Origin of the sequence: Marinobacter sp. DUT-1 (assembly GCF_050379415.1) — a bacterium.
GTDB lineage: Bacteria > Pseudomonadota > Gammaproteobacteria > Pseudomonadales > Oleiphilaceae > Marinobacter.
In genome coordinates, this window is record NZ_JBNRLS010000006.1 from 78541 (window position 1) to 93025 (window position 14485).

Genomic DNA, 14485 nt, shown 5'->3' on the forward strand with positions numbered 1-14485 from the left:
ACTCGCTCCCATAGTCCGTATGAAACGCCAACACCGCCAATCAGGCGGTGTCGATGGGTTTAAAACTTTTAACCAGGTCATCCACGGCTTTGACCCGCTCAAGGAACGGCTCAAGCTGGCTGAGCCGCAAGGCGCACGGGCCATCACACTTGGCCTGGTCGGGGTCCGGATGCGCCTCCAGGAACAGACCGGCCAGGCCCTGGGACATACCCGCCAGCGCCAGATCCGTCACCTGGGCACGCCGGCCACCGGCCGAATCGGCTCGGCCACCCGGCATCTGCAGTGAATGGGTCACATCAAACATCACGGGCACATTCATCGCCTTCATGATGCCGAAGCCGAGCATATCCACCACCAGGTTGTTGTACCCGAAGCTGCTGCCCCGCTCGCACAGGATCACCTTGTCGTTGCCGGCCTCCTCGCACTTGGTGATGATGTGCTTCATCTCCTGGGGCGCGAGAAACTGGGCTTTCTTGACGTTGATCACCGCACCGGTCTCGGCCATGGCGACCACCAGATCGGTCTGGCGGCTCAGGAATGCCGGCAACTGGATGATATCGCACACTTCCGCCGCCGGGGCCGCCTGGGCAGGCTCGTGAACATCGGAAATAATCGGGACGCCGAACTTGCTCTTGATGTCCGCCAGGATCTGCAACCCCTTCTCAAGACCGGGGCCACGGAACGAGTGCACGGACGAGCGGTTCGCCTTGTCGAAAGAGGCCTTGAACACGTAAGGGATGCCGAGGCGACCACAGACATCCACATACTTTTCAGCCACCTCGAAGGCCAGCTCCCGGGACTCGAGCACGTTCATTCCGCCGAACAGCACGAATGGCTTGTCGTTGGCGACTTCGATGCCCGAGACGTTTACCGTGCTCTGCGCCATGCTCAGGACTCCTTCTTGTGCGCCAGAGCCGCTTCAACAAATCCCTTGAAAAGCGGGTGACCGTCCCGGGGGGTGGAGGTGAATTCCGGGTGGAACTGGCAGGCAACGAACCAAGGATGATCCGGAGCTTCCACCACTTCCACCAGTTTGCCGTCGCTGGAGCGGCCAGAGATTTGCAGGCCCGCACCCTCAAGCGCCGGCAGGAAATGGTTGTTCACCTCATAGCGATGACGATGACGCTCGCGAATGGTCTTCTTGCCGTAACAGTTGGCAATGGTAGATCCCTCGCTCAGGACACAGTCCTGGGCACCCAGGCGCATGGTGCCGCCCAGATCAGACTCTTCCGTGCGCTCTTCGCGCTCACCGGTGGCATCCAGCCATTCGGTAATAAGCCCCACCACCGGCTCCGGGGTATGGGTACGGAATTCGGTGCTGTGAGCATCCTTCAGGCCGGCCACGTTGCGAGCGTATTCAATCACTGCTACCTGCATGCCGAGACAAATGCCCAGGTAGGGCACCTTGTTTTCGCGGGCATACTGTACGGTGCGGATCTTGCCTTCAACACCGCGCTCGCCGAAGCCACCGGGCACCAGGATCGCATCGGCGGACTCAAGCACACGGGTGCCGTCACGCTCGATGTCTTCGGAATCGATGTAGTTGATATTGACCTTGGTGCGAGTCTTGATGCCCGCGTGCAGCAGGGATTCAATCAGAGACTTGTAGGCATCCAGCAGCTCCATGTACTTGCCGACCATGGCAATGGTCACTTCCTGATCCGGATGCATCAGGGCATCGACCACGCTGTCCCACTCGCCCAGGTCCGCGGAGCGTGCATCCAGACCAAACCGCTCGATCACCAGCTGGTCCAGGCCATGCTCGTGCAGCATGCGCGGAATGGCATAGATAGACTTGGCGTCCTGGAGCGGAATGACGGCGCGCTCTTCCACGTTGGTAAACAGCGCGATCTTGCGGCGGGAGCTGGCATCCACTTCATGCTCGGAACGGCACAGCAGAATGTCCGGCTGCAGACCGATGGAGCGCATCTCCTTTACGGAGTGCTGGGTCGGCTTGGTCTTGATCTCGCCGGCAGTGGCGATATACGGAACCAGTGTCAGGTGCATGAACAGGGCACGCTGGGGACCGACTTCAACCTTCAGCTGACGGCAGGCTTCCAGGAACGGCAGGGATTCGATGTCACCCACGGTGCCACCGATCTCGATCAGTGCCACATCCACGCCTGCGGCGCCTTCCACTACCCGGCGTTTGATTTCATCGGTGATGTGGGGAATGACCTGCACGGTACCGCCCAGGTAGTCGCCACGCCGCTCCTTACGGATCACTTCCTCGTAGACGCGACCGGTGGTGAAGTTGTTGCGGCGGCTCATCCGGGTGCGGATGAAACGCTCATAGTGGCCAAGGTCCAGATCGGTTTCCGCGCCATCTTCGGTGACAAAAACCTCACCGTGCTGGAACGGGCTCATGGTGCCGGGGTCTACGTTGATGTAGGGGTCCAGCTTGAGAATGGTGACCTTCAGGCCGCGTGCCTCGAGGATGGCTGCCAGGGAGGCAGACGCAATACCTTTCCCCAAGGAGGACACGACACCGCCGGTGACGAAAATATAACGCGTCATGCAGATTCCGTGATTATCTGGTTCGGTGAAGGAGGGAGATTGTTCATCTCAAGATGGGACGCCAGACTACCAGAAAGCCCCCCCTGACTCAATCACAATCCCGTTCCACAAACAGCCGCCAGCCGGCGGCAGGGGCGCCTCCCGAGTATTGTCCAGAACACCACAAATCGCCAATTGCGATCAGGGTTTCACCCTTCCCATCCCGGCTGAAAACCAGCGGAATACGTGGCCTCTCCCAGGGCGGAATCCCCTGCTCCTGCAACCATTTTTTGACCAGTTTTCCGGGCCCATCCGGCACCGGACGGAAACGCTCACCCCCTTGCCTCGTAGATACCCGTATTGCCGGCGGTGGCTGTTTCTGGCCATCTACCGGAAGCAGCAGGAGGCGCCAGCCTCCCCAACAGAGTGGCTCATCGGGCACAAGCTCTGCGCTTGCCGTCTCCGGTTCAGGCTGGTCGGGAACCAGATACAACCGCCCCCGGAAACGACGGATGGCAAAGCCCGCACCGAGCAATTCCGGCTTACCGTCTTCCCGGGCATGGATCAGATCGGAGATCACCTGCCGCCAGTCCTGTATCGACGGCAGCTCGTAACCGGAAGTCCGGATCCACCAGCGCAACAGGTTTTTCTGTTCCGGGAACGGCAACTGGTTCAGACGTTCGGTGCACGGATACCGGCCATCGGGCGCACAGTCGCGCCACTGGATCTCTGCCAGCCGGTCGGTCAGTGCCACCTGTTCGGCACAGGCAGCGGCGGTATGACTGAGCCTGGCATTCAGGCCAGGCCAGCGCTCTTTGAGTTCCGGCAGGATTCTATGCCTGAGAAAATTCCGGTCGAAACGTTCGTCGACATTACTCGGATCCTCCACCCACTCCAGACCGGCCTCATTGGCCCATTGAGACAACTGCGCACGGTCGAACTCAAGCAGTGGGCGCACAAGTCGCCCTGACCCCAGTGCCCGCTCACTGGGCATACCCGCCAGCCCCCGGGCACCAGTGCCGCGAAGCATTCTGAACAGTACTGTCTCGGTCTGGTCGTCGGCGTGGTGGGCCATCAGCAGCAAATCACCGGCCTCCAGGATCTCCTCGAACACGGCGTAGCGGGCGTGGCGGGCAGCCTCCTCGATGCCACCGGCGCTGCCCTCGGCTGTCTCTGCCCGGACATCCACCCGGCGCACGAGCAATGCAATGCCCAGAGCCTCACAGGTCTGGCGGCAGAACTGCTCGGATTGCTCCGAATTGGCCTGTAACTGGTGATTGATGTGAACAGCGCGAAGATCGGGACTGCCCGGAAAACAGCAGGCTGCCAAGTGCAGCAGCAGGGTGGAATCCAGACCGCCGCTGAAGGCGATCCAGAGTCTTTTGTGCGCGGGAAGTGACCTGACCGGAGCGCAGAGTGCCTCCGGCCAGGCAAAACCGGGGACGGGCTTACCGCCCGTTGTCATAGCGGGTCAGCCGCTCGTAGCGGCGGGACACCAGCTCGTCCAGGGGCAGCCGGGATAGTTCCGTGACGCCCTTGGTCAGGGTTTCGCGGAGGGATTCCGCCATCTTTTCCGGATTGCGGTGCGCGCCACCCAGCGGCTCGGGAATAACGTTGTCCGCCAGCCCGAGATCCTTGAGCCGGTCTGCCGTCACACCCATGGCCTCGGCAGCCTGTGCTGCGTACTCCGCGCTTTTCCAGAGGATGGAGGCACAACCCTCCGGTGAAATAACCGCGTAGGTGGAATACTGAAGCATGTTCAGCTGGTCGCAGACGCCGATTGCCAGGGCGCCACCGGAGCCACCCTCGCCAATCACCGTGGAGATGATCGGGGTTTTCAGGCGGGACATCACGGCGAGGTTGAACGCAATCGCCTCACTCTGGCCCCGCTCCTCGGCACCGATACCGGGATAGGCGCCCGGGGTGTCGATGAAGGTCAGAATGGGCATCTTGAATCGTTCAGCCATTTCCATCAGGCGCAGGGCCTTGCGGTACCCCTCGGGGCGGGGCATGCCGAAGTTGCGCTTGACCTTGTCCCGGACTTCACGGCCCTTCTGATGGCCGATAACCATGACCGGCTTGTCGCCAAGGCGTGCGGTGCCGCCGACAATGGCCTGGTCGTCCGCGTAACGGCGGTCCCCATGCAGCTCGTCGAAATCATCGAAAATCATCTCGATGTAATCGAACGTGTAGGGCCGGCGCGGGTGCCGGGCCAGCCGGGCAATATCCCAGGGCTGCAGGTTCGAGAAAATGCTCTCCGTGAGACTGACGCTCTTCTTCTTGAGGCGGCTGATCTCATCGGTGATGTTGATGTCTGTGTCGTTACCGACCATGCGAAGCTCTTCAATTTTGGCTTCCAGGTCGGCGATCGGCTGTTCAAAATCCAGGTAATTAGGGTTCATGATGTTCCATCATTTTGATTTGCCTGACGACCCGGCGGGCCGCCAAAACCAGAATTTGGGACAAAGATAGCAGTGCATAAAGGCCGGCTAAAGCGGACATTGGTCTTAATCATAGACCAGTTCAACCGATTGGTCGCCCACCAGGTACCTGAGTTCCAGCAACAGGTTATCGTCCGGCTGCACCCGCCAGGACTCTCCGAGCTCGATACGGGTCCGGGCCTCGGGACTGCGGTACTCGATCCACACCGGACTGCCCTCGCAGCGGAAAGGCCGCAGGGTTTCATCCAGCTTGTCCAGCAGGCCGTTCTGCAGTTGATCCGCCGCCAGCTCCAGTTTCAGCCCCCGGCTGAACTGCTGCCGGGCGGTGGCCACGTCCATCACGGAGTTGACCCGCATTTTCATCTGCCCGGAGTAGTCATCGTGACTGACCTGCCCTTCCACCACAATAACCTGATCCGATTGCAGCAGCTCCCGGTTTTCAAAGAAGGTCTCCGAGAACAGGGTTGCCTCGATGCGGGCGCTGCGGTCGTCCAGGGTAATGAAACACATGGTCGAGCCGGTCCGGGTTTTCATGGTGCGCTGGGCAACCACAAGGCCTGCCACACGCTGGGGCGCTTTGTTCGGTTTCAGGTCGGCGATCGATGAGCGGACAAACCGGCGCACCTCCTTCTCGTACTCATCGAAGGGATGACCGGTCAGGTACAGGCCAAGGGTATCCTTCTCACCCTTGAGCCGTTCCTTTTTCGGCCACTCACGGACGTGAGCCACATCGGCGTAGGCATCGCCATCCTCGCCACCGGACTCCAGCATTTCACCAAACATGTCCATCATGCCTACGGCATCGTTACGGGACTGCTGGTCAGCCTGCTGCACCGCCTTGTCGATGCTTGCCATGAGCAGGGCCCGGCCGGGACCAAGTTTGTCCATGGCACCGGCGCGGATGAGCGCCTCCATGGCCCGCTTGTTGACCTTCTTGAGGTCCACCCGCCGGCAGAAATCGAAGATATCCTCGAAAGGACCATCCTTGGCCGCCGCCACGATACTGTCAATCGGGCCCTCACCCAGGCCCTTGATAGCGCCAAGACCGTAAACGATCTGGCCCTCATCGTTGACGGTAAAGGTGTAGGCGGAACGGCTGACGTCCGGCACCAGCAGGTCCAGTTTCATGTTCCGGCACTCTTCGACCAGCGTCACCACCTTGTCGGTGTTCTGCATATCGGCGGTGAGTACCGCGGCCATGAACTCGGCCGGGTAATGGGCCTTGAGCCACAGGGTCTGGTAGGACACCAGGGCGTAGGCGGCGGAGTGCGACTTGTTGAAGCCGTAACCGGCGAACTTTTCCACCAGGTCGAAGATATTCTCGGCCAGGGTCTTGTCGATACCGTTGTTTTCACAACCGTCCAGGAAGATGGCCTTCTGCTTGGCCATCTCCTCCGGTTTTTTCTTACCCATGGCCCGGCGGAGCATGTCGGCACCACCCAGGGTATAGCCGGCCATCACCTGGGCAATCTGCATGACCTGCTCCTGGTACAGGATGACCCCGTAGGTGGGCTCCAGTACCGGCTTCAACCCCTCATACTGATAATCCGGATGCGGGTAGGACATCGGCTGCCGACCGTGCTTCCGGTCAATAAAGTCATCCACCATGCCCGACTGCAGTGGGCCGGGACGGAACAGCGCCACCAGTGCGATCATGTCTTCCAGGGAATCCGGCTGCAGGCGGCGGATGAGGTCCTTCATACCGCGGGATTCCAGCTGGAACACCGCCGTGGTTTCGGCCCGTTTCAGCATCTCGAAAGACGGCTTGTCATCCAGCGGGATGGTACTGATATCCAGGATACCCTCGCCGAGCTTTTCCCGGCGCGGGTTGATCATGTTCAGGGCCCACTTGATGATCGTGAGGGTCCGCAGACCGAGGAAGTCGAACTTCACCAGGCCGGCGTCTTCCACGTCGCCCTTGTCGAACTGGGTTACCAGGCTGCCGCCCTCGTCATCGCAGTACAGCGGCGAGAAATCGGTGATTTTGGTGGGGGCGATTACCACACCACCGGCGTGCTTGCCCGCGTTCCGGCAGACACCCTCGAGCTTGAGGGCCATTTCCCAGATTTCCTGGGCTTCCTCGTCCTGTTCCAGGAATTCCTTGAGCTGGGGCTCCTGTTCGATCGCCTTTTCCAGGGTCATGCCCACTTCGAACGGAATCAGCTTGGACAGCTTGTCCGCCAGACCGTAGGACTTGCCCTGAACCCGCGCCACATCGCGCACCACCGCCTTGGCGGCCATGGTACCGAAGGTGATGATCTGGGAAACCGCCTCACGACCGTACTTCTCGGCGGTATAGTCGATCACCCGGTCGCGGCCTTCCATGCAGAAGTCGACGTCGAAGTCGGGCATGGATACACGTTCCGGGTTCAGGAACCGCTCGAACAGCAAGTCGTATTCCAGCGGGTCCAGATCGGTGATCAGCAGAGCATAGGCCACCAGGGAGCCGGCACCGGAACCCCGGCCGGGGCCTACCGGCACGCCGTTGTTCTTGGCCCACTTGATGAAGTCCATCACGATCAGGAAGTAACCCGGGAACCCCATCTGGGTGATGATATCCAGCTCGAAGTTCAGGCGCTTGTAGTAGGCCTCCCGTTTCTGATCGTATTCCGGGTCGTCCTTGCTCAGGGTCTTCGCCAGGCGCGCTTCCAGGCCCTCTTCAGACACATGGCGGAAGTATTCGTCCATGGTCATGCCGTCGGGGATCGGATAGTTGGGCAGGAAGTACTCGCCCATGCGCACTTTCACCGAGCAGCGGCGGGCAATTTCCACCGTATTCTCGACCGCCTCGGGAATGTCCGAGAACAGCTCGATCATCTCCTCGGCGCTGCGCAGGTATTGCTGGTCACTGAACCGGCGCTCCCGGCGGGGATCGTCCAGAGTACGGCTCTCACCAATGCAGACCCGGGCCTCGTGGGCCTCGAAGTCATCCGCCTCCAGAAAGTGGACATCGTTGGTGGCCACCACCGGCAAGCCCAGCTCTGCCGCCAGCTCAACACTCAGGTGCAGACAGTCTTCATCACCCGCCCGTCCGGTGCGCTGGAGCTCCAGGTAGTAACTGTCCGGATAGAGGTTCATCCAGTATTCGGCGCGCTCACGGGCCAGCTCGGGCTTACCCGCCAACATCGCCTTGCCGACATCGCCCAGTTTGGCCCCGGAGAGCGCAATCAGACCCTTTGCCCGTTCTTCCAGCCAGCGTCGCTGGATGATGGGTTTGCCGAAGCGCTGACCGTCGGTGTAACCGAGAGAGATGATTTCCGTAAGATTCAGGTAGCCGTCATTGTCCCGTGCCAGCAGCGTCAGGCGGAACGGGTTGTCCGGCTCGTCCGGGTTTTCCAGCCACAGGTCAGCGCCGATAATCGGTTTGACACCGGCACCGGTGGCCGCCTTGTAGAAACGCACCAGCGAGCACATGTTGGACTGCTCGGTCAGTCCCACGGCGGGCATACCCAGCTCGGCGACCCGGCTGATCAGCGGTTTCACCCGGACCAGTCCATCCACCATGGAGTATTCGGAATGTACGCGAAGGTGTACGAAGGTTTGCGCCATAATATAAGGCTGTTCCTGCTTGTGTTCAGTCGTGGGCGCGGGCTCAGCCGCCAATCAACGCCCGGATATCCGCTTCTGTCTGGGGGCCGAAGCGGGTTTCCAGTAATTCTCCGTCCGGGTTCACGACAAACGTTGCCGGCAATGCCACCGGCACCTGCCAGCCGAACCGGGAAGCGGGATCTTCCGCCAGCATGGTGAACTCGATGCCCATCCGCTCACCCAGGTCTACCAGTTCCGCTCCGGTTACGCCGTCAAAGTTGACGCCAAGCACCGCAATATCAGGCGCTTTATCCAGTTCGTTCAGTTCCGGGATTTCCTCCAGGCAGGGCTTGCACCATTCGGCCCAGTAATTGACCAGCACCCATTGCCCGCGCAGGCTGTCCCAGTTCAGACGGGGCCCTTCCGCGCGTTCAAATTCGGTTTTCTGGCAGCCTGACAAAAAAACCGCCACAAGCACAGCTGCAACCATCAACCCTCGGGTTCGTCCACCCGACACAGGGTACTGCACGGCAACTCCTCCTGTTAGACTACGGGCCTTTCAAACCCGCTGTATCCATCCCAGACAATCAGGCCAGAAGATGACAGAACCGACCCGGATTTTCCACAACCCGCGCTGCTCCAAGTCACGTCAAACACTTGAACTGCTTAACGAACGGGGAATCGAGCCGGAGATTATACGCTACCTGGAAACCCCTCCGACAGCGGAAGAGCTCGGGAATATCCTGGACATGCTGGGGTGCGAGCCCCGGGAACTCATGCGCACCAAGGAAACCGAGTACAGGGAGCTGGGCCTGGATAATCCCGAGCTGTCCCGGGAACAGCTGCTCCAGGCGATGTCCGGGCACCCGAAACTGATCGAACGCCCCATTGTGATTCGTAATAACAAGGCGGCCCTGGGCAGACCACCGGAGAATGTTCTGACCATTCTGTAATGTAAAAACCGAATCCAGCTACAAGCCGCCAAGCAAGGAAACCTGTTCCATGGCAGAGCATGCACCTTACGTCCTGATTCTTTACTACAGCCGCAACGGGCAGACCGCGGAGCTGGCCGGTCAGATCGGCCGGGGCGTTGCCCGGGTCCCGGGCATCGAGGCCCGCCTGCGTGCCGTGCCGCAGGTGTCCCCCGATACCGAAGCGAGCTTGCCGCCGGTACCTGATGAGGGGGCGCCCTATGCCACCAAGGCCGACCTCGCCGGATGCTCCGGGCTGGCCATTGGCAGCCCCACACGCTTCGGCAACATGGCGGCACCTCTGAAACATTTTCTCGATACCACGGGTGACCTGTGGCTGAGCGGCGCCCTGGCCGGCAAACCTGCCGGTGCTTTCACGTCAACCGGCAGCCTCCACGGTGGCCAGGAAACCACCCTGATGACCATGATGATGCCTTTACTGCACCATGGCATGGTGTTGTGCGGCCTGCCCTACACCGAGCAGGCACTGAGAGAGACCGAATCCGGGGGAACTCCCTACGGCCCCTCCCACTGGGCCGGTACCGCTGAACAGCTACCGCTGAGTGAACACGAGAAAACCCTGTGCCAGGCCTTCGGCCAACGCCTGGCAACCCTGGCCCTTAAACTGTCCGACTGAACCGGAAAGCAACCATGCTCCACAACGCAAACGCCAAACTGACTGCCCGGCTGACCATTCTGCTGTACCTGGCGGTGCTGGCGACCCTCATTGCCACCACGTTTTTCCCCGCGCCGGTTGAAGGGGTTTCCATCACCCTGATGCTGGCAGTAAAACTGGTACCCCTGCTGGCCTTTGCCGTGCCGGTATTCCGGGGCCACAATCGCGGCTACATCTGGATGGCCTTCGTGGTGATCTTCTACTTCACCCAGGCGGTGGTGTCAGCCTGGCTCAGCGAGGGCGCGCCCGGCCCGGTATTGTTGACGGTGCTGACGCTGCTACTGTTCGTCGTTGCCATGGTTCACCTGAAGGTAAATCGTCCGCAGGCAAGCTGACTCTCGCGGGCAGGCCTACCCCCTATCACGCCCCGGGGCGCAGACCGCACTGCCCCAGCAGGTCCTGCCAGGCCCGGGTGTGATCCGCCATGGCCTGGTCCAGCTCCAGCCAGAGGCTGTCTTCCGCGGACAGGGACAGATGATGCCGGTACCATTCCCGGAAACGCTCCGGCATTACCGCTTCCTGCTGCTGCGCCAGTCTGGCCAGGGGCTCGATCAGGGCATCCCGGGCCCGGCGGATCTCTCCCATGTAAGGCTGGATCTCCCCGATGTATACGCTGAAGAACATGTTCTGCACGATATCGGACTGATTGTTCGGCTTGCCATTGAGGCACAGCGGCCGGCCTTCCAGCCGTTCGTTCAACAGGCCGGTGGCGTCGTCCAGCCTGGCCGCCAGCAACCGGGCACTGTTTATCAGCTGCCCCGCCCGATATTCCGCCTGCCATCGCTGATGAACGTTGCCAGCGAAATCCAGTGACACATCCAGCTTCTGATCCAGCAACCTGGCAGTGGCGGCATTCAACTGCTGCGCATCCAGGGCCAGATCTGAAACCGGATCGCCTTCCGGCGCTACCGGGTAATAGCCCTTGGCCAGGGTGAAAAGGGCCTCCACCTCCTCCACACCCCAGGTGGCATTCCACACCGCGATGGGCAGGGACTCCCGCTTGCTCTCGATGGCCTCCCCCAGGGCTTCCTCAAGTTCCTCGTCATCCACCTCCGGCAGACACTCCCGGGCCGCCTCGATGAAGCGCACCTCGTAACGGAGGCGATTCAGGGGCTGCATGACCCGGCCCATCACCGAATTTTTCTCGCCCACCACAAACTGCAATTCGCAGCCATAGAGGGACAGGAAGTCGAGCATGCCCATGTCCAGCTCCGGCATGGCCAGCACCCGGTCACGGCGGCGGGGAATCTGCTCCGCGGGTTCAGGGGAAGACAACTCGGGTTCCGTCTCCAGAACCCGGGCGACCCGCTCCACGTATTCATCCAGCATGGGGCGGGCATCGGAGAAGGGATTACAGGCACTCAGGACCGGAACCATAAGCAGCAGCGCCATCGGGCGGGCGCGGTGTTTTCCGGTCATGGAATCCTCCTGTCGGTCGGGCGGAGGTGTCAGCGCTTGCGCAGCAGGGTTTCCACCTCCGAGAAATCACGGGCGACAAAACGGCCGGTGTCAGGCAGCTCGCCCTCCCGGACCAGCCAGGCGGTCTTCATACCGGCAGCTTCTGCCGCTTCGAGTTCCTCCTCGACATCGGACAGGAACAGCACGGTTTCTGGCTCGACACCCAGCTCTTTCAAAATATTACGATAGGAATCGCTTTCTTTCTTGCCGCCGATGCGGGTGTCGAAATACCCCGAGAAAAACGGCGTAAAATCACCCTCGGTGGTAAAGCCGAAAATGAGCTTCTGAGCCTTCACCGAACCGGAAGAGTATACGAACAGGCGCAGGCCCCGATCATGCCAGCGCTGCAGGTAATCGGCCGCGTCCGGGTAGATATGGCCCTTCAGCTCGCCCTGCTGGTAGCCCTGTTCCCAGACCATGCCCTGCAGGGCTTTCAGGGAGGTTTCCTTGCGGTCCTCCCGGATCCATTGCTGGAGTACTTCCACGAGGCCGTCCACATCCTGTCGATCGATTCCACTGTTTTCGGCAACCGCATCGAGCTGTTCAGCCACGGCAGGGTCATCCCGGTTTTCGGTCACGAATCCGGGCAGGTGCTCGGCCGCAAACGGGAACAGCACGTCGTGCACAAACGAAATGGAGCTGGTGGTGCCCTCAATGTCCGTCAGGATAACCCGGATCATCCACCCGCCTCCGCCAGCGCTTCGTATCGGGGCAGTCTGCTGGCAATGTCCTCACCGGTAAAGTCGGCCACCCAGCCTTCAGGATTGCTGAACAGGCGGATGCAGGTGAACTCCGGCTCGGGCCCCATATCAAACCAGTGCCGGGTGCCGTCCGGAACGCTGATCAGATCATTCTTCTGGCACATCACCGCGTAGACCTGGTCACCGAAGTGCAGGTAGAACAGGCCCTGGCCCCGCACGAAGAAACGGACCTCGTCTTCACTGTGGGTGTGTTCATCCAGGAATTTCTGGCGGAACGCCTCTTTCTGCGGGTTATCCGGATTGAGGCTGATGACATCGGCGGTCTGGAATCCGCATTCTTCCTTCAGCCGGGCCACTTCCTCGCTGTAGGCCTCCAGAATCTGTTCCTGGGTGGCATCGGCCGGCAAGTCACGGGTCGGCCACTGCTCGAAGCGAATGCCCTGGGTGGCCAACAGCTCGCGGATTTCCGACGGGTCTTCCGTCACGGTCCGGGCGTGCTCTGGCTGGTTTTGATCAAAGATGCTCAGGGTGGTCATGGGCGGACCCTCATGGTTTCAAGTTCACATTCAAAGAGGAATTCAAACGCTTCCACATGGCGCAGGCAATCGGCCATGGTGTTACCCCAGGTGTACAGGCCGTGGCCCCGGATCAGGTAGCCCGGCTGCTCCGGGTGCTCTGTGAACCAGGCCTTGGTATCCCGCGCGAGCGCATCGATATCCTGGGTATTATCAAACACAGGAACCGTCAGTACGGATTCGTGGGTCTGCACGCCGGCGAAGGCCTTCTGCAGCTCATAGCCTTCGAGTTCCAGTGCCCGGCCCGGCTCCAGCAGCCGGCTCAGTACGGTGGCTTTCACCGAATGGGTGTGCAGCACCGCCCCGACCTCCGGGAACAGTTCGTAAAGCACGGTGTGCAGGCGGGTTTCCGCCGAGGAACGGCAGTTACTCTGAACAGGCTGGCCGGACAGATCCACCACCATCACATCGCCGGCACCCAGCTGGCCCTTGTGCCGGCCGGAAACGGTGATCGCGATGTGCTCGTCATCGATCCGCGCCGAGTAGTTGCTGCTGGTGGCCGGCGACCAGCCCCGCTGGTACAGGAAGCGACCGGCTTCGGCGATGGATTCTGCCGCAATGGCGTATCGGGTGACATCAAACACGGTGTTTCTCCACGGACCAGTGCCAGGGGTGTCCCCGCCTACCGGAGATTATCAACCCTCGATTGTCGCCATTATAGGGATGGTTGGGCTGCCCGCAAATCATGTCGTGCGGCAATCAGGTCCGCCACGATGGAAATGGCAATTTCCGCCGGAGTCTTGCTGGGAATATTGACTCCGATTGGTGCTCTGAGCCGGGCAAGCGCCGACTCATCCAGTCCCAGTGAGGCAAGCCTCGACCGGCGTGCCTCGGAGGTTTTGCGAGACCCCATGGCACCGACGTAGAACGCCGGCGACTGCAGCGCTGCCAGCAAACCCATGTCATCCACGCGGGGGTCGTGGGCCAGCGCCAGAACCCCGCACCATTGATCACCATAGTCGTCAGCAATGATGTCGTCCGGCAGCCGACGGCTCAGGGGAATATGCGGATACTGCCAGCCATCGGCAAAGGTATCCCGGGGCTCGCACAGGGTGACGGAGAATTCGGCAGCCGAGGCGAACTCCGCCACATGACGCGCCACCTCGCCCGCACCAATCAGCAGCAGACGACACTCCGGCTGCAGGGAGTGCACCAGGGTCTGCCCGTCAAAGGCGACGCCATTGCGGACATTGAATTCTGCTCCCAGAAGACGCATACCGCCACCAACGAACACTTCCCGCACAACCGGTTGTCGTTCAGCCAATGCGCTGGACACGCTTTCGATGTGAGTCAAGCTGTCCGACGGTACCAACGGTTCCACCAGCAACCGGATCCGTCCGCCACAGGGCAGCTGGAAGCGGTCCCGGTCCCCGTCGGTAATTCCGTAGTCAATCAGGAGTGATTCGACGGGCCCTTCAGTGGCAGTTCGGCGCAGCAGATCCTCCTCCAGACAGCCTCCAGAGACCGAGCCGCTCCAGCGACCGGTCTCCGACACTGCCAGCCAGGAGCCCACCGGCCTCGGAGACGAACCCCAGGTTTCCACGATGGTGCACAACCAGACCCGTTCGCCCCCATACAGCCAACAACGGACACTGTCCATAACGGAGACCTGACCGGAAATCACGGGCGCACTCCCGCA

General features: G+C 61.0%; 14 protein-coding genes. 3 read left to right on the plus strand and 11 right to left on the minus strand.

Features of this window, described 5'->3' with window-relative positions:
• Positions 1-40: 40 nt before the first annotated feature.
• The 6 genes from kdsA to ACQUTG_RS17250 form a co-directional block, all read right to left on the minus strand.
• Positions 41-886, minus strand: coding sequence for a 3-deoxy-8-phosphooctulonate synthase (gene kdsA, locus ACQUTG_RS17225; RefSeq protein ID WP_343816990.1), 846 nt, complete (start codon positions 884-886; stop codon positions 41-43).
• 2 nt (positions 887-888) lie between these two features.
• Positions 889-2517 (minus strand): CTP synthase, encoded by a 1629-nt coding sequence (locus tag ACQUTG_RS17230; RefSeq protein WP_428920562.1) that lies wholly within the window; start codon positions 2515-2517, stop codon positions 889-891.
• Positions 2518-2605: 88 nt separating this feature from the next.
• Positions 2606-3961, minus strand: a complete 1356-nt coding sequence (tilS, locus tag ACQUTG_RS17235) for a tRNA lysidine(34) synthetase TilS (RefSeq protein WP_428920563.1) — start codon at positions 3959-3961, stop codon at positions 2606-2608.
• Complete coding sequence (gene accA, locus ACQUTG_RS17240; protein WP_428920564.1) at positions 3945-4898, minus strand: acetyl-CoA carboxylase carboxyl transferase subunit alpha; 954 nt, start codon at positions 4896-4898, stop codon at positions 3945-3947. The genes tilS and accA overlap by 17 nt, the downstream gene beginning before the upstream one ends.
• Before the next feature lie 105 nt (positions 4899-5003).
• The gene (gene dnaE / locus ACQUTG_RS17245) at positions 5004-8486 is read right to left on the minus strand and encodes a DNA polymerase III subunit alpha (RefSeq protein WP_428920565.1); all 3483 of its coding nucleotides are present in this window, start codon (positions 8484-8486) and stop codon (positions 5004-5006) included.
• Positions 8487-8529: 43 nt separating this feature from the next.
• The gene (locus ACQUTG_RS17250) at positions 8530-8994 is read right to left on the minus strand and encodes a TlpA family protein disulfide reductase (RefSeq protein WP_428920566.1); all 465 of its coding nucleotides are present in this window, start codon (positions 8992-8994) and stop codon (positions 8530-8532) included.
• Positions 8995-9064: 70 nt separating this feature from the next.
• Between ACQUTG_RS17250 and arsC the strand changes: the two genes are divergently transcribed.
• The 3 genes from arsC to ACQUTG_RS17265 are packed head-to-tail and all read left to right on the plus strand — an operon-like array spanning position 9065 to position 10447.
• Positions 9065-9418, plus strand: a complete 354-nt coding sequence (arsC, locus tag ACQUTG_RS17255) for an arsenate reductase (glutaredoxin) (RefSeq protein WP_428920567.1) — start codon at positions 9065-9067, stop codon at positions 9416-9418.
• A gap of 49 nt (positions 9419-9467) precedes the next feature.
• The gene (gene wrbA, locus ACQUTG_RS17260) at positions 9468-10073 is read left to right on the plus strand and encodes an NAD(P)H:quinone oxidoreductase (protein WP_428920568.1); all 606 of its coding nucleotides are present in this window, start codon (positions 9468-9470) and stop codon (positions 10071-10073) included.
• Positions 10074-10087: 14 nt separating this feature from the next.
• Positions 10088-10447, plus strand: coding sequence for a DUF2069 domain-containing protein (locus tag ACQUTG_RS17265; protein ID WP_428920569.1), 360 nt, complete (start codon positions 10088-10090; stop codon positions 10445-10447).
• A 25-nt stretch (positions 10448-10472) separates the two neighbouring features.
• Here the strand turns inward: ACQUTG_RS17265 and ACQUTG_RS17270 are convergent, their stop codons facing one another.
• The 5 genes from ACQUTG_RS17270 to ACQUTG_RS17290 form a co-directional block, all read right to left on the minus strand.
• Positions 10473-11531, minus strand: coding sequence for a DUF3080 domain-containing protein (locus tag ACQUTG_RS17270; RefSeq protein WP_428920570.1), 1059 nt, complete (start codon positions 11529-11531; stop codon positions 10473-10475).
• 29 nt (positions 11532-11560) lie between these two features.
• Entirely contained in the window at positions 11561-12250 is a 690-nt protein-coding gene (gene mtnC / locus ACQUTG_RS17275) for an acireductone synthase (RefSeq protein WP_428920571.1), read from the minus strand.
• A complete protein-coding gene (locus ACQUTG_RS17280) occupies positions 12247-12807 on the minus strand; it encodes a 1,2-dihydroxy-3-keto-5-methylthiopentene dioxygenase (RefSeq protein ID WP_428920572.1) in 561 nt (186 codons plus the stop codon). Before ACQUTG_RS17280 ends, mtnC begins: the two co-directional genes overlap by 4 nt.
• On the minus strand, positions 12804-13430 hold the full coding sequence (locus ACQUTG_RS17285) for a methylthioribulose 1-phosphate dehydratase (RefSeq protein WP_428920573.1): 627 nt from the start codon (positions 13428-13430) through the stop codon (positions 12804-12806). The genes ACQUTG_RS17280 and ACQUTG_RS17285 overlap by 4 nt, the downstream gene beginning before the upstream one ends.
• 71 nt (positions 13431-13501) lie before the next feature.
• On the minus strand, positions 13502-14446 hold the full coding sequence (locus ACQUTG_RS17290) for an XdhC family protein (protein ID WP_428920574.1): 945 nt from the start codon (positions 14444-14446) through the stop codon (positions 13502-13504).
• Positions 14447-14485: the final 39 nt, after the last annotated feature.